Origin of the sequence: Mycobacterium sp. B14F4 (genome assembly GCF_039871645.1) — a bacterium.
Taxonomy (GTDB): Bacteria; Actinomycetota; Actinomycetes; order Mycobacteriales; family Mycobacteriaceae; genus Mycobacterium.
The window spans coordinates 236795-257484 of record NZ_JBDPMF010000004.1; the positions used below are offsets into that span (position 1 = coordinate 236795).

Genomic DNA, 20690 nt, shown 5'->3' on the forward strand with positions numbered 1-20690 from the left:
GTGGTGTTCGGGGTCCCCAGCGTCGACGTCACCCGTCCTCTCTAGCAGCGATCGTCGCAGCGCACGGCCGAATCACCTGGCATGCTCAACAGGTGCGCATCGAGATCATCGTGTTCGAGGGCTTCGATCCCCTCGACGTCGTGGCGCCGTGGGAGGTTTTCGTCCGCGCGGCCACGCTCGATCCGTCGCTCGACGTGGCGCTGGTGCGCGCTGGCTCAGCGAATCCGGTGACCGGTGCGTACGGTCTGCCGCTTCACGTCGCCGAGGAACTCGGCTCGCCGGACGCGGTGCTCGTGCCCGGTGGCAGCTGGGTGGAGGCCGCCGATACCGGTGTGCCGCACGAGATCCGGGCCGGCAGTCTGCCGCGGGTGATCGCCAGGCTCTCGGAGACGACCAGATGGGTGGCGTCTGTGTGCACCGGAGCGCTGCTGCTCGGTGAGGCGGGACTGCTAGAGGGACGCAACGCGACCACCAATCCTGCCGCGCTGAGCGAGCTCTCGCGGTACGGCGCGATCGTCAGGCACAACCGCGTTGTCGACGACGGGGCGGTGGTGACGGCGGGAGCGGTCACCGCGGGTATCGACCTCGCGCTGTGGCTGGTGCAACGGGAACTGGGTGAGCGGACCGCGCACGCCGTCGCGGGCGCGCTCGCCTACCCGATGCCGTCCGACGTGTGGAGTCCGACGGCATGATCACCCGGTTCTCGGGTCGAGAAGGCCCGCGACAGCGCCTCCTCGTAGCCGCTCACTCGATGATGCGGACCAGGTACGGCGCCATGTTGTTGGTGCGCACCGGCGAGACCGTCACCGCGGGCTCGGTGGCCTCCAGCATCTGCCCGTTGCCGAGGAACAACGCAACGCTCTGGTTTCCGTTGGGCCCGTAGAAGATCAGGTCACCGGGCAGCGCCTGCGACGGCAGCACCTTCTGGCCGACGGTGTACTGCGCTTCCGATGACCGCGGCAGCTTCACTCCGATGCCCGCGAACGCGTAGACCATCAGACCCGAGGCATCGAACCCCACGGCGTTGGTCGCCGGATTCAGTCCCACGATGTGGCCTTCGCTGTCCAGACCCGCGACGTTCTCGGCCGTGCCGCTGCCCAGGGTCGGCCCGTTGGCGTCCCCGCCACCGTAGGAGAACGGGACGCCACGCTGCGAGAGGCCGCGTGCGATCACCTGGTCGACCGCCTGTTGATTCGCGACGGGCCGTGGGGCGGCGGGTCGTGGGTACGGCGCGGCGACCGCAACACCCGGCGCCACGATCATCATCGCGACCGCGATCAGGAAGGCGTACATGCGTCTCATCGGTGCTTCTGCTCTTTCTCGTCCGGGCGCGGGCACACCGCGCTAATTCACTTGTACCGTCAAATACCGCGGTGAGCCCAATTCGCCCCTGCCGCAAAGCCAATGAGATGCCGTACCGTGACCGAACGGTGATCCTGAGCCGCCACGGGCGCCGGTCCGGGCGGTACGGATTACGATTGGGCTCCCGCCCCACGAAACCATGGTGATGACCCTGACCCACTCCAGCCGTGTCGCCGTCATCGGTGGCGGCATCCTCGGCGTCGCCGTCGCCCGCGAGATGCTGCGCCGTCACCCCGATCTCGAGGTGACGCTCTTCGAGAAGGAGGACCGCCTCGCCGCACACCAGACGGGACGCAACAGCGGCGTCGTGCATGCGGGCCTGTACTACCGGCCGGGGTCGAACAAGGCCGTCATGTGTCGCCGCGGCGTCGGCCTGCTCGAACAGTTCTGTGAGGGCCACGGAATCCGCCGCATCGCCTGCGGCAAGGTGCTGGTGGCGCTCGACGACGACGAGCGTGCCCGGTTGTCGGAGATCGAACGGAAGGCCCTCGCCAACGGGGTGCCCGGCGTGCGGATCATCGGCCAGGAGGAACTGCACGAACTCGAACCGAACGTGCGGGGACTCGCGGCGCTGCACTCACCGACGACCTCGATCGTCGACTTCGCCGTTGTGACGCGGGCGCTCGCCGCCGACGCGGTGGCTGCGGGTACGAAGGTGCTTCTGGGGCACGAGGTCACCGGGATCCGGACGAGCCGGGATGAGGTCATCGTCAGCGTTCGCACGGCCGGCGGTGACGGCGAAACCGCCTTCGACCGCGTCATCGCGTGCGGCGGACTGCACAGCGACCGGTTGGCCGAGATGGCCGGTGACGGTCCCGACCCGGTGATCATGCCGTTCCGCGGCGAGTACTACGCGCTGAAGCCGCACCGGCGCGACCTGGTCAACGGCCTGGTCTACCCGGTGCCCGACCCGCACTATCCGTTCCTCGGCGTGCACCTCACGCCACGGGTGGACGGCGAGGTCCTGGTCGGTCCGAACGCCGTTCTCGCGCTGGCCCGCGAGGGCTACACGTGGGGCACCGTCTCGCCCGCCGATGTCGCCGAAGTCGCACGCACACCGGCCTTCTGGCGGTTCGCGCGGCGCCACTGGCGCACCGGCGTCCGGGAGATGTCCGGTTCGTTGTCGCGGCGCCGGTTCGTGGCGGCCGCCCGAGCGTATGTGCCCGCCCTCTCCGACGACGACGTCGTGCCGGGCACCGCCGGTGTCCGGGCGCAGGCCCTCGACGCCGACGGCGGGCTCGTCGACGACTTCCGCATCAGCATCCGTGGTCGGGTCGTGCTGCTGCGCAACGCGCCCTCGCCGGCTGCGACCTCGTCTCTGGCGATCGCCGAGCATCTGGTCGATACCGTGGAGGCGAGCTGACGGCGCCGCGCGTCAATCCGGGCGGATTGCCCGGAAGAAGGTGAGCCTGCCGATGAGGCGGACCCGCAGGGTGTCCATCACGGCGCAGTCGAACCCAGCGCTTCGCAGCCGTCGCGGGATAGCGTCGCCGAGGTTGCCCGTGACGTGCGGACTGCGCAGCATGCGTCGTGCCAGTATCCCGTCCTCGGGGGTCATCTCTCCCCCGACGTCGACCAGATGCAGGCTTCCGCCGGGCCGCAGCACGCGGAAGATCTCCGCTGCCGCTTCGGCTTTGACGTCCTCGCCGAGGTGGTGCCACATCATCGACGACAGCACGCGGTCGAACTGCCCGTCCGGGTACGGCAGCTTCTGGGCGTAGCCGCGGTCGAACGTGATACCGCTGAGCCTGCGTGCCTTGCGCCCGGCACGGGCCAACGCCCGGGGATCGGGATCGCAGCCGACGGCCGTCACGGCCGGATACTGCCGGGACACCCGGGTGATGAGATTTCCGGTGCCGCATCCGACTTCGAGGACCGACTGTCCGTCGGTCAGTTCGGCCTGCGTGATCAGCATGCGGTGGGCACGGTCGATGCCCAGAACGCGGGTCAACAGGTCGTATCCCGGCAGGAACGCGTCATGGCCGGCGGCGGGTAGGTAGTCGTGCCGGTTACCCAGTGCGCCGGTGATGGAATGCGGACGATTTTCGGTCATGTCCCCATCGTGAACTGTTACCGCACGCGCTAGTTGGGTGATTGTGGGCAATAGTTGGACTATCTTACGACCATGGAGTTGGCTTCTCGGTTGGTCCGTCACCGCGGCGGTGTGCCGATCTACGGTTACCGCGCCGGCCCGGATACACCGCCGGTCTCGGTGGTGTACGGGGGTCGTCACGACGTGCTCGAGCGCGGTCGCCACATCCACGACTTCCCGGCGCTCTGGTACGTCCCGACGGCCGGGACGGTCTACATCGCCGCGCCCGGCGAGGTGCTCGATCCCGGCCGGGTCGCCCGTGACGACGACGGCGTGGGCGTGTTCTTCGACCCGGCCGCGCTGGGCGCCGGCCGGGACACGTCATGGCCGGCGTGGCGGGGACACCCATTGCTGTTCCCGTTCCTGCACGGTGAGACCGGCGGGCTGCTCGAACTGCGCCTGCCCGCCGCGCGCCGGTCGGCGTGGGACGCCGCCGTCGCGGCGATCGAGACCGAACTCACCGAACGCCAGGACGGCTACCGGCAGGCCGCGCTCGCTCACCTGACGCTGCTGCTGATCGACCTCGCCCGGCTGGCCGTCGACGTGGTCGGCGATCTGCGGCACAGCGGCGAACCGGTGCTCGCCGAGGTGTTCGCGGTCATAGACCGGCGCCACGGCGCCGCGCTGTCGCTGCGTGACGTGGCCGCCGAGGTGGGCATGACGCCCGGACATCTGACCACGCTGGTGCGCCGGCGCACCGGGCGCACCGTGCAGGAGTGGATCATCGAGCGCCGGATGGCCGAGAGCCGCCGCCTGCTGTCCGACACCGATCTCCCGGTCGCCGAGGTCGCCAGGCGGGTGGGCATCGCCGACCCCGGCTACTTCAGCAGGCTGTTCCGGCGTACGCACGGCACCTCACCGCGGGCCTGGCGTGAGCGGCCCTGCTGAATCGCCATCACCTGCCAACGCCGCGTTCTACTGTTGAGTTCATGGCCATCATCGAAACGGACGCAGCGCCGCAGACCCCGTTCGAGCAGCAAGTCGCCGCCACCCAGCAGTACTTCGACAGCCCGCGGTTCGAAGGCATCGTCCGCCTCTACACGGCACGTCAGGTCGTCGAGCAGCGCGGCACGATCCCCAGCGACTACATCGTGGCGCGCGAGGCGGCCACGGCGTTCTACCGGCGGCTGCGCGAGCTGTTCGCCCAGAAGAAGAGCATCACCACGTTCGGGCCGTACTCGCCCGGGCAGGCGGTGACCATGAAACGGATGGGCATCGAGGGCATCTACCTCGGCGGCTGGGCGACCTCGGCCAAGGGGTCGACCACCGAGGATCCCGGTCCGGACCTCGCGAGCTACCCGCTCAGCCAGGTGCCCGAGGAGGCGGCCGGCCTGGTGCGTGCCCTGCTCACAGCCGACCGCAATCAGCAGTACGTGCGGCTGCAGATGACCGGTGAGCAACGTGCCGCCACCCCGGCCATCGACTTCCGGCCGTTCATCATCGCCGACGCCGACACCGGACACGGCGGAGATCCGCACGTGCGCAACCTGATCCGCCGGTTCGTCGAGGCGGGCGTACCCGGATACCACATCGAGGACCAGCGCCCCGGCACCAAGAAGTGCGGCCACCAGGGCGGCAAGGTGCTGGTGCCGTCCGACGAACAGATCAAGCGGCTCAACACGGCCCGGTTCCAACTCGACATCATGAAGGTGCCGGGCATCATCGTCGCCCGTACCGACGCCGAGGCCGCGAACCTGATCGACAGCCGCGCCGACGAGCGCGACCAACCGTTCCTGCTGGGCGTCACCAATCTCAGGATCCCGTCGTACAAGTCCTGCTACCTGGCCATGATGCGGCGGTTCTACGAGGCGGGCGTCACCGAGCTCAACGGGCACCTGCTCTACGCGCTGCCCGAGGGCGAGTACGAGACGGCCGACGCCTGGCTGGCACAGCACGGTATCGCCGAGGCGGTCACCGAGGCCGCATCGGCCTACCAGGACCGGCCGGACGGTGACATCGACGCGATCTTCGACGAGGTGGAATCGAAATTCGTCGACGCCTGGCAGGTCGATTCGGGCCTGATGACCTACGGCGAGGCGGTCGCCGAACTGCTGGAGTTCCGCGAAAGCGAAGGCGAGCAGCTCGACATGAGCGTGGCCCAGTGGCGCGAGTTCGCAACCCGGGCACCGATGTACACCGCCCGCGAGAAGGCCAGGGAGATCGGGGCGGCCGTCGGGTGGGACTGCGAGCTGGCCAAGACGCCGGAGGGCTACTATCAGGTCCGCGGCGGAATTCCGTACGCGATCGCGAAGTCCCTTGCGGCGGCGCCGTTCGCCGACATCCTGTGGATGGAGACCAAGACCGCCGACCTCGCCGACGCCAGGGAGTTCGCCGAGGCGGTCCACGCCGAGTTTCCCGACCAGATGCTGGCCTACAACCTGTCCCCCTCGTTCAACTGGGACACCACCGGGATGACCGACGACGAGATGCGGGCCTTCCCTGAGGAACTCGGCAAGTTGGGCTTCGTGTTCAACTTCATCACCTATGGCGGGCATCAGGTCGACGGCGTCGCGTCGGAGGAGTTCGCCACGGCGTTGCGCCAGGACGGCATGCTGGCGCTCGCGCGGCTGCAGCGCAAGATGCGCCTGGTCGAATCTCCCTACCGCACACCGCAGACCCTTGTCGGCGGGCCCCGCAGCGATGCGGCACTCGCGGCGTCGTCGGGCCGTACCGCGACGACGAAGGCGATGGGCAAGGGCTCGACCCAGCACCAGCACATGGTGCAGACCGAGGTGCCCAAGAAGCTGCTCGAAGAATGGCTGGCGTTGTGGAGCGAGCATTACCAGCTCGGCGAGAAGCTCCGGGTGCAGCTGCGCCCGACTCGACCCGGTTCCGACGTCCTGGAGTTGGGCATCTACGGCGAGCGGGGCGACGGCGAGGCCGAGAAGCTCGCCAACGCCATCGTCGACCCCATCAAGGACCGGCACGGCCGCAGCATTCTCACTGTGCGCGACCAGAACACGTTCGCCGAGAAGCTGCGCAAGAAGCGGTTGATGGACATCATCCACCTGTGGCTCATCCACCGGTTCAAGGCCGAGATCGTCTATTACGTCACCCCGACCGAGGACAACATCTACCAGACGGAGAAGATGAAGTCGCACGGCATCTTCAGCGATGTCTACCAGGAGGTCGGCGAGATCATTGTCGCCGACGTGAACCAGCCACGCATCGACGAACTGCTCGCCCCCGATCGTCAAGCCCTGCAACGGTTGATCCGCAAGGAGGACTGACCGGCCCGGCCGTCTACGGCGAGCTCGACCCGTCCGAGCTCCCGTCCGAACTCGACCCGTCCGAACTCGACCCGTCCGAGGTGGTCCCCCCGGAGGTCGTGTCGCCGGCCGTGGTGTCGCCTGCCGTGGTCGAGTCGTTCACCGTGGTGCTGTCGGTCGACGGCGCTTGCGTCGTTGGATCAGTGGTCGCCGATGGCTCGCTCGTGGTGGTGGCGCTTGTGGTTGGCTCCTGCGTGGTGGTGCCGGTGGGCTCCGTGGTTCCAGCGACCGTGGTGGACTCCGTCGCCGATGTGCTCGGCGGCGGACTGGTCGCCGACGGCAACGGTGCCGCGGTCGTGACCGGCGCCGTGGTCGGTGGCGGGGCGGTGGTCTGGGTCAGCGACGGGTAGAGCTCGGTCGGGAAGGTACCCGGCTGGTCCTCCTCGACGATCACCATGATCTGCCTCGTATATTCCGCGAGCCTGCCGTCGATTTCGTTGACATCGACTTCGCCCGCGGTGATCTGCTCGCCGTAGGCGGCGATTTCGGCCCACAATTCCTGCAGTTCCGCCTTCGCCTCTGGCGACAGGTCGTCGTCGAGGGTGACGAACAGCTGCCGCGCAAGCGCGTAGGTGACGCAGTTGACGCAGTCGTAGTTCAGTGCGCCGGCTAGGTTCTGCGGGACGGCGACGTTGTCGTTGCTCTCGTCCTGGTCGATGACGAACACCACCTGGTAGGCCACTGCGACCGCCGCACAGTTATTGCAGGACGCGTAGGCATGCGCCTCGTTGACGTTCATGGCGTACTCCTCGTCGGTCTGCCAGACGAGTGCGAACGCCGCGTCGTACACGACGGTGTTGTCGATGGTGTTCACCGCCAGCGACTGGTTGTCGCCCTCTTCGGGAGCCAGCGGCTTGTCGAACGGGAACACCCAGCCTTGTGCGTTGGCTTGATTTTCGCCCAGCCTCAGCTGAGGCGTGGCCATGAAATAGCCACCTCCGTTGGCCCTCGCCAAACTCGGCTGCCTCGGCACCAGAATCAAGGCCAGCTGCGGGGTCCGGAATGTCGGTGGCGGGGTCCGGGTGTCCCACAGCGCCGGCATGACGCCCCGCTGACCCACGGTGAGCGGGCGGCTGGACGCGACCGGTTGCGTCGACTCCCGCACCGTCCGCTGCGAGTCCCCCAGCCTCTCAACGCGCAACGCGTAGATGATGTCGCTGAGCGTGCCGCGTTCGGACGCCTCGATGGGCCGGTAGTTGTCGGCGTTGGGCCACCAGGCGTACGCGATACCCGCCAGGGCGGCGGCACCGACCAGGCCGGCGAGCAGACGCTTGACCGGCTTGCCCTCGGTGCCCTGCCACGCGGTGGCGACGATGCGGCGGACCACCCGGACCAGCAGATAGATGATGGCCCCCATCGGGATGACGATCGCGATCATCGCCAGCACCCGCGCGACCGCCTGCACCATGTCGCCGTCGGCCCACGCGGTGGTCAGCACGTCCTGCTGCTTGTTGAGTCCGGCCCATGCCGAGCCGATCAGCCGCGGCAGCGCGAGAATCGCCAGCGTGATCATGCCGATCAGAAGCGGAACCACGACGATCACCCAGGCGGTCACGACGATGCGTGCCCACCACTTCAACTCGCGTGCCCGCGGGTCGCCCCACCGCCACGGCAACATGCCGAGCAGGGTCGGCTTGATCCGGCCGTACAGGTCGGGCACGCCGGTCAGGTCGGCCAGTACGTGGTAGCCGTCGAATCTCACCAGCGGGGTGAGCTGGCGAATCATCTGGATGATCTGCGTGGCGACGATGAGCAACAGCGCATCGTAGTGCAACCATAGCCACAGACCCGTGATCGCCACGGCGACAATGGCATTGAAGTAGAGCCCGCCGAGGTCGGTCCGCAGCCGTCCCCCGCGGCCGAGGCGGTACGAGTCGGTGACGTCGGTATAGAAGGCGGGCCACAGCAGGTAGAGGCCGAAGCCCATGGCCCCCGGGGTCGCGCCGCCGTAGCGTGCCGCTGCAGCATGCCCGAACTCGTGGAAACCGGCCGACAGCACGGTCACCGCGAACACCAGGATCAGCAGGCCGGGGCGTTCGAAGGCGTCGTATGCCGCTGCGGCAAGGCCTTTGCGGAACGACACCCACCACACCACCACCAGGAAGGCCGCCAGAACCGGAATGACCATCCACGGCCGGAACAGGAAGCGGAACGGGTCGGTCAAGCGACGCGTCTGCTCCGGATCGGTCACCGTTCGCTTCAGCCGCAGGCCGAGCAGCGGATTCCGCTTTTTCACCGAGGGTTGGGTGCCGTCGGGGAGGACTATCAACCCTAGGGGGCGGAGCTTTCCGTCGACCAGCTGATGGACGTTGTCCTCGCTGACCGTCCGGCCGGTCGACTCCGATACCGCGGCCGCCACCTCCGCCGACGTGCGGTCGCCGTCGATCCCGTGCAACACCGCGTAGAGCAGCGGCGTCAGCTGGATCGTCTGGCCGTCGGCGCGGCGGACCAGGGACGGCGGGACCCGGTAACCGGATCCCGCCATCTCTCCGATCAGCTCGACGCCGTCCGCACGCTGCAGGACAACGGCTTCGGCCGCGCCTGCCGGCTCGGTCGCCACGGTCATGTTGGCACTCCCCAAGGACTCAATGACTTCGGTCTATGCCTCAGCCCGCGGAGCTGCTGCTGTCACCGCCGGAGCTGGTACCACCGCCGTCACCACTGCTGGTGCTGCTGGTCTCGCCGCTAGTGGTGCCACCTGTGGTGTCACCGGCATCCGGGGCCTGCGTGGTGCCCTGTGTCACGTCGGACACCTGAGTCGCCTCCGCGTATGTCACGCCCTCCAGACGCTGGGTGATGACCGCATCCTGGTATGAGAGCGCGTCCGCGTCGGAGTCGACGGACAGGACGTTGGCAGCCACCGCAGCCGCGATCGGCGCGGCGACGTTGGCGTTGGCCGCAACCGCGCCGGCGATCGGGGCCGTGAGGTCGGTGTCGATATCGACGTTGACATTGACGTTGAGCAACGGTCCCTCGAGCGTGGCGAGGTTTCCGACCTCCACGGTTCCGCCGTCGTCGGGCGGTGGCGGGACGGGATCGCCGTCGGCCACGTCCATCTGGTCGATCGCGCTGTCCTGGTTGGAGATCGCGGTCGCATCGGCCAGGATGACCTGGTCGACGCTCGCGTTCTGGTCCACCAAGGCGCCCGCGGTGGAGTTGTACGTCAGCACGTTCGCGCCGGCGGCGGCATCGATCGGTGCGGCCACGTTGAGCTGCGCGGCGACCGCAAGATCGATCGGCGATGCGACGTCGAGGAAGACGTCGACGTCGACGTTGAGGTCGAGAATCGATACGACTTCCTTATCGGGAAGCGCGGTGGCGACTTCGGCCGCGATCTCTTCCGGTGTGAGTCCCTGGCTGGTCATCTTCTACTCCCGTGTCCTTGGATCGACGTTGCTGTTGTCGAGCCATCCCGTTCTAGGTTGGTGCTGAGATACGTACCCACTCGTGACCAAGATCAACAAAAACGCACATGAAAATTTCAGATTTCGGGCAAAAGGCGAGCTAGCAGCGCCATCGATTAATTAACTACGTCGTAGACAAATGGGCATTTTCGCGCACGTAAATGCGGGTGCGCGGCGCTGGCGAGACGGCAGGCGAGTTTGCTGTGAGGTGGCGGCGACCGGCGTGCGGCCTTCACCGCCGTCAGGCAGTCACGCGTAGAGTTCCTCGAACCTGCGTATCGACCGGTCGATGTCGCCCTTGACCGCGCGGGCGGCGGCGGCTCCGATCGGCCCGAACAGCGGCGCGCCGCCGAGGCTGAGGATGAGGGTGAAAGCACTGCCCACCTCGGTCGCTGCGACCTTCATCGTCAGCCCGTATTTCGTGCCGCCGACGCCGTTGCCGGTCACCTCGATGAGCTCCGGCGGATCGAACTTCTTGACCGTCCACGTGACCCGGTTGCGCAGTCCCTTGGCGCCGGCCACCCCGACGATCTGGGTTCCGACCGACAACTCGTCGGGCACCTCACCGCGCCACCCCTCGTGCATCACCAGCCAGTCGCCGAGGGAGTTGAGGTCGGAGACGTGCTCCCAGGCCTGCTGCGGGCTCACCGCCAGTTCGCGTGCCAACTCGAGTTTCGCCATGGACGGATGGTAGCCAGCTCAGCTCGGCGCAGGCAGGCGCAACACCAGCCTGGCTCCGCCCAGTGGGCCGGCCTCCATCGACGCGGTGCCGCCGTGTAACTCGGCCTGCTGGGCGACCAGGGCCAGGCCCAGGCCCGAGCCTGACCGCGAGGCGGTCGATCCGCGGGAGAACCGTTCGAAGACGGCGGCACGCTCGGCTTCGGGTATACCGGTGCCGTTGTCGTCGATGGTGATGGCCACTCCCTCACCGGAACTGACTGCGGCGAGCTGGATTTCGGTCGCACTGCCGTGCTTGACCGCGTTGGTGATGGCATTGTCGATAACCAGTCGCAGGCCGGCGGGCAGCCCGACCATGAGCACCGTCGTCGACGATGCCAGCGACACCTTCAACCCGGGGTAATTGCGCATCGCGTCGTGCGCCGCGCGGTCGAGCAGGTCGGTGATGTCGACCGGGACGAAGTCGTCGACGGTGGTCAGTTCTCCCTGGGCCAGGCGCTCGAGCGCGGTCAGCGTCGCCTCGATGCGACTCTGGGTGCGCATGACGTCGGCGATCACCTCCTGGCGCTGCTCATCGCGCATCTGAAGGGTGGACAGCACCTCGAGGTTGGTGCGCATTGCGGTCAAGGGGGTGCGCAGTTCGTGGGAGGCCACGGCGGCGAAGTCGCGGGCAGACTCCAGCGCGGCCCTGGTGCGCTGCTGTTCGTCACCGATCCGGGCCAGCATGCCCTCGACGGCCTCGGCGATCTCGACCGCTTCCTGCACGCCGCGGACCTGCACCTCATCGGGATTGGACTGCGCATTGATCGCGCGGGCCTGCTGGGCGAGCAGCCGGAACGGGTTGATCATGATCGACCACATCACCGAGCCGACCACCACGGTGCCGACGATCACGCCTGCGCAGATGAGCAGCACCCGCCGGTGCAGTCCGTCGATGCGGCGCTGCGTCTCGGCCAGTGGGGCGCCGATCGCGATCGAGGCGTCGCCCGCCGAGAAGGTCCGCACCCGGTACTGGACACCGTCGATGGTGGTGTCGGTGTAACCATTCTCGAACTGCGGCAACACGATGTCCTTCGGCACCGACACGGTGACACCGTCGACCCGGGCCGTGCGCACCAGGCCGCCGTCGGGGATCGGAGGCTGGTCGATGCCGCCTTCCGGCGCGGCGCGCAGCAGTGTGCTGATGTCACCGAGGCTGCTGACCGAATCGAGCCGACGGTCCAGCTGGCTGTACTGGTCGTTCGTGACGCCGAACCACACCCAGGCGCCCAGCGTGATCACCAGCACGACCACCGACAGCGCGGCCACGATCACGATGACGCGCAGCGACATCACCGGGGTGAGCAGCCGGTAGAGGCGTTCGCCGAGGTGCACGATCACATCCTGCCCGACCACTCCCCCGGCCGGCCGCGTGCGTGCGGCGGGTCCCGTGGGTTCTCGATGGTCAGCTGGACTGGTCCACCGGCTGCGGCTCCGCCGGCTCATGTTTGCGGCCGATGTGCGCCTCGGCGCGCATCCGATCGATCATGTGCGGGTAGTGCAGCTCGAATGCCGGCCGCTCCGAACGGATCCGGGGCAGCTCGGTGAAGTTGTGCCGCGGCGGCGGGCAGGATGTCGCCCACTCCAGCGAGTTGCCATAACCCCACGGGTCGTCGACGGTGACCGGCTCGCCGTAGCGCCAACTCTTGAACACGTTCCACACGAACGGAATCGTCGAGACCCCGAGGATGAACGCGCCGATCGTCGACACCACGTTGAGGGTGGTGAAGCCGTCGCCCGGAAGGTAGTCGGCGTAGCGGCGCGGCATGCCCTCATCGCCCAACCAGTGCTGCACCAGGAACGTGGTGTGGAAGCCGATGAAGGTCAGCCAGAAGTGCAGCTTGCCCAGCCGCTCGTCGAGCAGCCGGCCCGTCATCTTCGGGAACCAGAAGTAGATGCCCGCATACGTGGCGAACACGATCGTGCCGAACAGCACGTAGTGGAAGTGCGCGACGACGAAGTAGCTGTCGTGGACGTGGAAGTCCAGCGGCGGGCTGGCCAACAGGATGCCGGACAGGCCGCCCAAAAGGAACGTCAACAGGAAGCCCACCGAGAACAACATCGGTGTCTCGAAGGTCAACTGCCCCTTCCACATCGTGCCGGTCCAGTTGAAGAACTTGATCCCGGTCGGCACCGCGATCAGGAACGTCATGAAGGAAAAGAAGGGAAGAAGTACGGCACCCGTCGCGAACATGTGGTGCGCCCACACCGCCATCGACAGCGCCGCGATGCTGAATGTCGCGTAGATCAGCGTGGTGTAGCCGAACAGTGGTTTGCGGCTGAACACCGGCAAGACTTCGGTGATGATGCCGAAGAACGGCAGCGCGATGACGTACACCTCGGGGTGGCCGAAGAACCAGAACAGGTGCTGCCACAGCAGCACGCCCCCGTTGGCCGGGTCGTAGATGTGCGCGCCGAGGTGTCGGTCGGCGGCCAAGGCGAACAGCGCGGCGGTCAACAGCGGGAAGATCATCAGCACCAGCACCGAGGTCACCAGGATGTTCCAGGTGAAGATCGGCATCCGGAACATCGTCATGCCCGGCGCCCGCATGCACACCACGGTGGTGATCATGTTGACCCCACCCAGGATCGTGCCCAGACCACCCACGCCGAGGCCGAGGATCCACAGGTCTCCGCCGGCGCCGGGCGAGTGGATCGCGTCGGTCAGCGGCGAGTAAGCGGTCCAACCGAAGTCCGCGGCGCCGGTCGGCGTGATGAAGCCGCTCAGCGCGATCAGGGCACCGAAGACGAACAGCCAGAAGCTCAGTGCGTTGAGCCGCGGGAAGGCGACGTCGGGCGCGCCGATCTGCAGCGGCAGCACCAGGTTGGCGAACCCGAACACGATCGGGGTGGCGTAGAACAACAGCATCGCGGTGCCGTGCATGGTGAACAGCTGGTTGTACTGCTCGTTGGAGAGGAACTGCAGCCCGGGCACGGCGATTTCGCTGCGGATGAACAGCGCCATCAGCCCGCCGATGAAGAAGAAGATGAAGCAGGCGACGCAGTACATGATGCCGATCAGCTTGTGATCGGTGGTGGTGATGAGCTTGTAGATCAGGCTGCCCTTGGGGCCGAGCCTGGCCGGAAAAGGACGGCGGACCTCGAGCGGTGGAATCCGTGCAGCCTCGGTTGTCATCGAGCCCCCATCGCAGCAACAGCACTCAGGGTCCGAGAATATGGACCGAAGCCATTGTCGCCGCAGGGCCGAAAGTCCTCAAGAGGTGGCAGCGGCGCGTCGCGGTAGGCGCGCTCAGATCTGGCGCGGCAGCTCGGCGCCGATGAGCGGGGCGATCTTGTCGGCCATGTAGGCATGTCCGGCATCGGTCGGATGAACCCCGTCGGCGCCGATCAACTCGGGCCTGCCGACGAACCACCCCGCGGCGAGCGGATCGATGAACCTCGCGCCCGCAAGACCGGCCTGGTACTCGAGCACGTCTCGGATGCGCAGCACGGCCGGCGGGGGGTCGGCCGTCGGCCACGGCGGCCCGATGACCAGGAACCTCGCCGACGGCGCGATACGCCGCGCCAGCTGGAAGGTGCCGTAGGTCAGTATCGACAGCTGCGTCGGGTCGACGCCCTGGTCGTTGCGGGAACCGAAGAAGACGACCAGGGTGTCGTCGGGCTTGACCGTCGCGGCGGTCAGGTCCTCGAACAGGCCGCCGCGGTTGCCGCGGGTTCCATAGCCCGCCCCACCCTCAGCGCCGACATCGGCGGTGGTGGACACCCCCTGCCGGGCGAGGAGCTGCCACGCCTGAGTGGGCCAGCCCTTCTCCCCGAGGCCGCCCTGCTCGCCGCCCGTCGTATAGGAGTCGCCGATCACCGCGACGCGATTGACCGAAAACGTCAGCGGCACGATCTCTTTGTGGCCGACCGCGTTCGATCGCTCGCACCCCATGACGACCAGCAGAGTCAGTGCGACGACCACCGTGACCACACGCTTCACCGCTACAGCGTATTGCGGGACAACCGAATCCATGCCGACGACGCGCGCGGTCATCCCGCGCGCGCCGGCACCACCGGGGCGCGGTCCCTCCGCGGATCGCCGACGGGATGCAACCTGCCGGATCCCGCGTCCGTGCGTGCGCCGCCGGGCGCGCTCATCATGCTGCGCATCCATTTACGGGCGGGCTCCTCGACGAAGTGGTACAGAAACACCGCGCCGCTCAGCGCCACGCCGAGCAGGGTAAGGATGACGAGCTTGCCGGTGAGGTCCGGTGCCAGGCGCAACGCGAACTGCTCGGCCATCCAGTTCCACGTGGTGTGGACCATCTCGTGAACCATGTAGAGGCTGAACGAGATGTGTCCGAGGTACACCAGCGGCCGGGTTCCCAGCAGCCACGGGAGGCTCCCGGAGCCGATGGCCAGCGTGTTCAACAGCGGCACGAACAACACGTCGACGAGCCCCGCACCGTCGAGGACCCTCGGTATCGGATGCGCGTCGAGCCAGTAGAGGATGCCGACGATCGCGCCGCCGAGGGCCAGCGCGGCGTACCCCGCAGCCCGCCGCGTCCGGTCGCTGGGCTGCAGTTTCCGCACGGCCGCGCAGACCAGCGCGCCGGCGGTGAACTGCATGACGATGCGCGGCAGCCAGCTCCACGGCGTGTAGAAGTGGCCGGTGGCCAGCACCAGAAGGATCGGCGGCAGCGTGGCGACGAACGCCAGCGCGATCAGCCCACGCGCCCGTGTCGAGCGCGCGATCCGGAAAATCACCAGGATCAGGCCGCCGAACATCAGGTAGGCCAGCCATTCGGCGCTGATCGACCAGGCCGGCCCGTCCCAGCTGGAGCCGTCGAAGAACGGCACGAACCACAACTGGATCATCAGCGCCTGTTTGAGGTAGTTCATCGCGGTCAGGGTGTGCGCGGCCTCCGACGGCACGTGTCCGACGTGCAGCGTGAAGATGATCCACATCGCCGCCAGGTGCATGGTCACCAGGTAGACGGGCCACACCCGCGCCAGCCGCAACCACAGGAACCGCAGGGTGGCGCGCCACGACCAGGACTCCCCCATGCGGTCGAGGTAGTTCCACGTCAGCACGAACCCGCTGAGCATGAAGAACAGATCCACACCTTGGGCGCCGCAGTTGAGCACCGGCGCCAGCGCCGACCGGAACCCCGGCACGGTCTGCTCCAGCAGCGGGCGGAAATGAAAGAGCACCACCCAGGCCGCGGCGACGATGCGCAAGCCGGACAGGGCCCTTATCTCTCCGGTGCGCACAACACTCTCTTCGCGGAAGTCTCTACGGTTTCGGTCGGGTCACGCTAGGTATTTCGCATGCCGGGTGGTTCACTAGCCCCGTTCAACCCCGTCGCCACGCACCGGCAGCTTCCGAAGGGTATCAGCGCCATCGCGGGCCCGGCACGGCCGAAACGGCTGTGAAAGTGCTGTGCGACGGCGAAAGGCGTTGCTCAGCAGGAGCTTTGGAGCTATCAGCAACGATCGGCCCGTCGGCCCCGGCCATCGTCCCGACATGCCGAGAGTCAACTCTTGACTCATTCCAGAAAAGGGAGCATATTGGCAGCGTGCCCTCGACACCCGACTACGCGGAGCAACTGCGCGCCGTCGATCTGCGCGTGACGCGTCCGCGTCTCGCCGTCCTCGAGGCTGTCTACGGACACCCCCACGCCGACACCGAGACAATCTTCGGCGCCGTGCGGATCGGGCTTCCCGACGTCTCCCGCCAAGCGGTGTACGACGTGCTCGCCGCGTTGACCAGCGCCGGGTTGGTCCGTCGAATTCAACCGTCGGGATCGGTCGCCCGGTACGAGTCGCGCGTGGGCGACAACCACCACCACGTCGTGTGCCGGTCCTGCGGCGTCATCGCCGATATCGACTGCGCCGTCGGTGACGCGCCGTGCCTGACCCCGTCGGATCCCGAGAGCTCGCTGGACGGCTTCGTCCTAGACGAGGCCGAGGTCATCTACTGGGGCCTGTGCCCCGACTGCTCGAAAACGCAAGTGTCCCGATCACGTCCGTGATCGCAGCCCTATCACCCCACCGGAAGGAATGTTGTGTCATCCGATAGCAAGCCGCCAACACCCGAGGCACCGACCCAGAGCAGCGGCAGCGAGAGCGAGAACCCGGCGATCCGGACGCCGGAACCCAAGGCGCACCGCCCCCTGACCAACCAGGACTGGTGGCCCGATCAGATCAATGTCGGCGTGCTGCACGCCCACAAGAACAAGGGCAACCCGCTCGGCGAGGATTTCGACTACGCCGCAGAGTTCGCCAAGCTCGACGTCGAGGCGCTGAAGGCCGACGTCATGGACGTCATCACCACCTCGCAGGACTGGTGGCCGGCCGACTACGGCAGCTACGCCGGCCTGTTCATCCGCATGAGCTGGCACGCCGCGGGCACCTACCGCATCTACGACGGCCGCGGCGGTGCCGGCCAGGGCATGCAGCGCTTCGCCCCGATCAACAGCTGGCCCGACAATGCGAACCTCGACAAGGCCCGCCGCCTGCTGTGGCCGGTGAAGAAGAAGTACGGCAACAAGATCTCGTGGTCCGACCTGCTCGTGCTCGCGGGCAATGTCGCGCTGGAGTCGGCGGGGTTCAAGACGTTCGGGTTCGCGTTCGGCCGGCCCGACTTCTGGGAGCCCGAAGAGGTCATCTTCGGCGAGGAAGAAGAGTGGTTGGGCACCGAGAAGCGTTACGCCGGCTCTAAGGGCGGCGCGCGGGAGCTCGAGGAGCGCTACGGCGCCACCACGATGGGCCTGATCTACGTCAATCCCGAGGGCCCGGAGGGTGAGCCGGATCCGCTGAAGGCCGCCCACGACATCCGCGACACGTTCGGCCGGATGGCGATGAACGACGAGGAGACCGCCGCGCTGATCGTCGGTGGCCACACCCTGGGTAAGACCCACGGCGCCGGGGACGGCGACCTGGTCGGCCCCGAGCCCGAGGCCGCCCCGATCGAGCAGCAGGGCCTGGGCTGGAAGTGCGCGTTCGCGTCGGGCAAGGCCAACGACACCATCACCAGTGGCCTGGAGGTGGTGTGGACCGCCACGCCGACGAAGTGGAGCAACGGCTACCTGCAGAACCTGTACGGCTACGAGTGGGAGCTGACCAAGAGTCCCGGCGGCGCCTGGCAGTACGAGGCCAAGGACGCCGAGGCGATCATCCCCGATCCGTTCGGCGGCCCGCCTCGCAAGCCGACGATGCTCGTCACCGACGTGTCGATGCGGGTGGATCCGATCTACGGCGAGATCACCCGCCGCTGGCTCGACCACCCCGAGGAGATGAACGAGGCGTTCGCCAAGGCCTGGTACAAGCTGCTGCACCGCGACATGGGTCCGGTCAGCCGCTATCTCGGCCCGTGGATCCCCGAGCCGCAGCTGTGGCAGGACCCCGTGCCCGAGGTCGACCACCCGCTGGTCGACGAGGCCGACGTCGCGCAGCTCAAGAACTCCGTGCTCAACTCCGGGCTGTCGGTGCCGCAACTGGTCAAGACGGCATGGTCCGCGGCGGCGAGCTTCCGCAGCACCGACAAGCGCGGCGGCGCCAACGGCGCGCGCCTGCGGCTCGAGCCGCAGCGCCGCTGGGAGGTCAACGAGCCCTCGGAGCTGGACAAGGTGCTGCCGGTGCTGGAGCGCATCCAGTCGGAGTTCAACGCCTCGGCCTCGGGCGGCAAGAAGATCTCACTGGCCGACCTGATCGTCCTCGCCGGGTCGGCGGCGGTCGAGCAGGCCGCCAAGGACGCCGGCTTCGAGATCGACGTGCACTTCGCGCCCGGGCGGACCGACGCCACGCAGGAGAACACCGACGTGGAGTCCTTCGGGGTTCTCGAGCCGCGGGCCGACGGGTTCCGCAACTACATCCGCCCCGGTGAGAAGGCTCGGCTCGAGGAGCTGCTGCTGGACAAGGCGTACATGCTCGACGTCACCGCGCCGGAGCTGACCGTGCTGGTCGGCGGTCTGCGGGCGCTGAGCGCCAACCACGGCGGCAGCAAGCACGGTGTGTTCACCGACAAGCCGGGCGTGCTGACCAACGACTTCTTCGTCAACCTGCTCGACATGGGGACGGAGTGGAAGTCGTCGGCGTCGGCGGAGAACGTCTACGAGGGTGTGGACCGGGCGTCGGGCCAGACCAAGTGGACGGCGACCGCCAACGACCTGGTGTTCGGCTCGCACTCGGTGCTGCGTTCGCTGGCCGAGGTGTACGCCCAGGACGACAACCAGCAGAAGTTCGTCGAGGACTTCGTCGCCGCCTGGGTCAAGGTCATGAACAACGACCGCTTCGACCTGGCCTGATCGACAACAGATAACGTGCGGCACCCCGCGGGCTCACCCGGCTCGCGGGGTGTCGTGCGTTCAGGCCACGCGCCGTTTCTGCTGTTATCCGTGCGCGGCGAGGATGAGGCCGCCGACGACGAGTACCGCGCGATGATGCGCTTCGCCGGGCTGGACCGCGACGGCATGCACCGCATCCGGCTGACCCACGAGCCGTTGGGAGACATCGACCTCGCCGACTGGTCCGGCGTCATCCTGGGCGGCGGCCCGTACAACGTCAGTGACGCCCCCGATGCGAAGTCGGCCACGCAGCAGCGGGTCGAGACGGAACTTCTGGAACTGATCGGGCGGCTCGTCGAGCACGACTTCCCGTTCCTGGGCTGCTGTTACGGCGTCGGCACGCTCGGCACCGTCATCGGCGCCACCGTCGACCGCACCTACCCCGAACCCGTCGGTGGGATGGCGATCAGCGTCACCGCCGCCGGGCGTGACGACGGGTTGTTCACCGAGGTGCCCGACGAGTTCGACGCCTACGGCGGGCACAAGGAGGCGGCCACGTCCCTGCCGCCGGGAGCCGTGCAGTTGGCGTCGTCACGCGACTGCCCGGTGCAGGCGTTTCGGGTCGGTCAGAACGTCTATGCCACGCAGTTTCACCCCGAGCTGGACTTCGACGGCCTCATCACCCGCATCAACGTCTACAAGAACCACGGGTACTTCCCGCCGGAATCCGCCGAATCGCTGAAATCGCTTGCCCGCCAATGGGATGTGCGGTATCCGCCGACGATCCTGAAGAAGTTCGTCGACAGGTACGCGCGCTGGCCGTGATTGGCGGCGACGTCAGCGGGGCACTCCACCGCCGTGCGTACCGTCGAATACTCCCCCGGCCGCGCCGCCGACGTCTACGGCGAGCAGCCCCGCAAGACCGTGCTGATGTGGCACGGCGCGCAGACCGACTCGCGGGCGGCGATGCGGCCGCTGGCCGAACGCGTGCACGGGCACGGCATGGCGGTGGTGCTCGCCGACTGGGACTCCCACGCCGACGACCGCGGACGCGCGGACCTGCTCGCGTCGGCCGAGTTCGCACAACAGCATGCCGACGGCAGCGAACTGGTGGTCGTGGGCTGGTCGATGGGTGGTCTGGCCGCGGCCGGCCTGACGCTCCGCGCTCGGGAACTGGGGGTGGCGGTCTCCCGCGCCGTCTGCCTCGCCGGCGCATTCATGGTCCGTGACCCGATCTCGGGTGCGCCGTTGCCGATGGAGTTGCCGAATGATGGCCGGCCGCCGTTTCTTCTGCTGCACGGCGAGTCCGACGACGTCATCCCGGCCGCTGCGAGCCGGGAGTTCGCGGAGACTCTGCGTAGCAGTGGCTGGCCCGTCGAGTGTGCCGTGCTGGCGGCCGACCACGCGTCCATCGCGGGTGCGGCCTACGACAGGGCCGCCGACCGCTACTCACCCGCTTCGGATGCCCCGACGCTGGCCGTCGCCGACGACGTCGCCGCTCGGATCGCCGCTGCCTGAGCGCCGAGCGTGGACTTGTGCACGACTTCTCACTGATTCTTGGTACACAACTTCACGTTCGGCGCATGGCTGAATGACTTGACCTCAACATTAGTTG

General features: G+C 67.7%; 17 protein-coding genes. 8 read left to right on the forward strand and 9 right to left on the reverse strand.

The genetic code is table 11. The annotated features are described in order from the left end of the window. The first annotated feature begins 92 nt into the window (after nt 1-92). The gene (locus ABGB19_RS13510) at nt 93-692 is read left to right on the forward strand and encodes a DJ-1/PfpI family protein (RefSeq protein ID WP_347686463.1); all 600 of its coding nucleotides are present in this window, start codon (nt 93-95) and stop codon (nt 690-692) included. A gap of 52 nt (nt 693-744) precedes the next feature. On the opposite strand, the gene ripD is transcribed toward ABGB19_RS13510, so the two are convergent. Further along, nucleotides 745-1302 (reverse strand): NlpC/P60 family peptidoglycan-binding protein RipD, encoded by a 558-nt coding sequence (gene ripD / locus ABGB19_RS13515; protein ID WP_347686464.1) that lies wholly within the window; start codon nt 1300-1302, stop codon nt 745-747. Between the two features lie 205 nt (nt 1303-1507). Here ripD and lhgO point away from each other — a divergent pair, with 205 nt between their 5' ends. Beyond that, complete coding sequence (gene lhgO / locus ABGB19_RS13520) at nt 1508-2725, forward strand: L-2-hydroxyglutarate oxidase (RefSeq protein WP_347686465.1); 1218 nt, start codon at nt 1508-1510, stop codon at nt 2723-2725. Between the two features lie 12 nt (nt 2726-2737). Here lhgO and ABGB19_RS13525 read toward each other — a convergent pair whose 3' ends face one another. Beyond that, nucleotides 2738-3415, reverse strand: coding sequence for a class I SAM-dependent methyltransferase (locus tag ABGB19_RS13525; protein WP_347686466.1), 678 nt, complete (start codon nt 3413-3415; stop codon nt 2738-2740). A gap of 72 nt (nt 3416-3487) precedes the next feature. Between ABGB19_RS13525 and ABGB19_RS13530 the strand changes: the two genes are divergently transcribed. Both ABGB19_RS13530 and aceA read left to right on the forward strand, forming a co-directional pair. Further along, nucleotides 3488-4342 (forward strand): AraC family transcriptional regulator, encoded by an 855-nt coding sequence (locus ABGB19_RS13530; protein WP_347686467.1) that lies wholly within the window; start codon nt 3488-3490, stop codon nt 4340-4342. 41 nt (nt 4343-4383) lie between these two features. Beyond that, the gene (gene aceA, locus ABGB19_RS13535; RefSeq protein ID WP_347686468.1) at nt 4384-6684 is read left to right on the forward strand and encodes an isocitrate lyase ICL2; all 2301 of its coding nucleotides are present in this window, start codon (nt 4384-4386) and stop codon (nt 6682-6684) included. Between the two features lie 13 nt (nt 6685-6697). On the opposite strand, the gene ABGB19_RS13540 is transcribed toward aceA, so the two are convergent. From ABGB19_RS13540 to ABGB19_RS13570, 7 genes are all read right to left on the reverse strand, one after another. Next, nucleotides 6698-9289: a hypothetical protein gene (locus ABGB19_RS13540; protein ID WP_347686469.1), complete on the reverse strand. Its 2592-nt coding sequence runs from the start codon at nt 9287-9289 to the stop codon at nt 6698-6700. A 40-nt stretch (nt 9290-9329) separates the two neighbouring features. Continuing rightward, nucleotides 9330-10088 (reverse strand): peptidoglycan-binding protein, encoded by a 759-nt coding sequence (locus ABGB19_RS13545; protein WP_347686470.1) that lies wholly within the window; start codon nt 10086-10088, stop codon nt 9330-9332. A 288-nt stretch (nt 10089-10376) separates the two neighbouring features. Beyond that, nucleotides 10377-10808: an SRPBCC family protein gene (locus tag ABGB19_RS13550; RefSeq protein ID WP_347686471.1), complete on the reverse strand. Its 432-nt coding sequence runs from the start codon at nt 10806-10808 to the stop codon at nt 10377-10379. An 18-nt stretch (nt 10809-10826) separates the two neighbouring features. Then, nucleotides 10827-12137 carry a HAMP domain-containing sensor histidine kinase gene (locus ABGB19_RS13555; RefSeq protein ID WP_347686732.1) on the reverse strand — a complete coding sequence of 437 codons (1311 nt, stop codon included), beginning with the start codon at nt 12135-12137 and terminating at the stop codon, nt 10827-10829. A gap of 112 nt (nt 12138-12249) precedes the next feature. Then, on the reverse strand, nt 12250-13980 hold the full coding sequence (gene ctaD, locus ABGB19_RS13560; protein WP_347686472.1) for a cytochrome c oxidase subunit I: 1731 nt from the start codon (nt 13978-13980) through the stop codon (nt 12250-12252). Nucleotides 13981-14094: 114 nt separating this feature from the next. Next, complete coding sequence (locus tag ABGB19_RS13565) at nt 14095-14787, reverse strand: GDSL lipase (RefSeq protein WP_347686473.1); 693 nt, start codon at nt 14785-14787, stop codon at nt 14095-14097. 50 nt (nt 14788-14837) lie between these two features. Next, nucleotides 14838-16061 (reverse strand): acyltransferase, encoded by a 1224-nt coding sequence (locus ABGB19_RS13570; RefSeq protein WP_347686474.1) that lies wholly within the window; start codon nt 16059-16061, stop codon nt 14838-14840. Nucleotides 16062-16366: 305 nt separating this feature from the next. On the opposite strand from ABGB19_RS13570, the gene ABGB19_RS13575 reads away from it, so the two are divergent. From ABGB19_RS13575 to ABGB19_RS13590, 4 genes are read left to right on the forward strand one after another with little or no spacing between them, the layout of a single operon-like run. Beyond that, the gene (locus tag ABGB19_RS13575) at nt 16367-16822 is read left to right on the forward strand and encodes a Fur family transcriptional regulator (protein WP_347686475.1); all 456 of its coding nucleotides are present in this window, start codon (nt 16367-16369) and stop codon (nt 16820-16822) included. Between the two features lie 33 nt (nt 16823-16855). Then, a complete protein-coding gene (katG, locus tag ABGB19_RS13580; RefSeq protein ID WP_347686476.1) occupies nt 16856-19096 on the forward strand; it encodes a catalase/peroxidase HPI in 2241 nt (746 codons plus the stop codon). A gap of 15 nt (nt 19097-19111) precedes the next feature. Beyond that, nucleotides 19112-19900 (forward strand): glutamine amidotransferase, encoded by a 789-nt coding sequence (locus ABGB19_RS13585; RefSeq protein ID WP_347686477.1) that lies wholly within the window; start codon nt 19112-19114, stop codon nt 19898-19900. Nucleotides 19901-19933: 33 nt separating this feature from the next. Then, nucleotides 19934-20593 carry an alpha/beta hydrolase gene (locus ABGB19_RS13590; protein WP_347686478.1) on the forward strand — a complete coding sequence of 220 codons (660 nt, stop codon included), beginning with the start codon at nt 19934-19936 and terminating at the stop codon, nt 20591-20593. Nucleotides 20594-20690 lie beyond the last annotated feature (97 nt).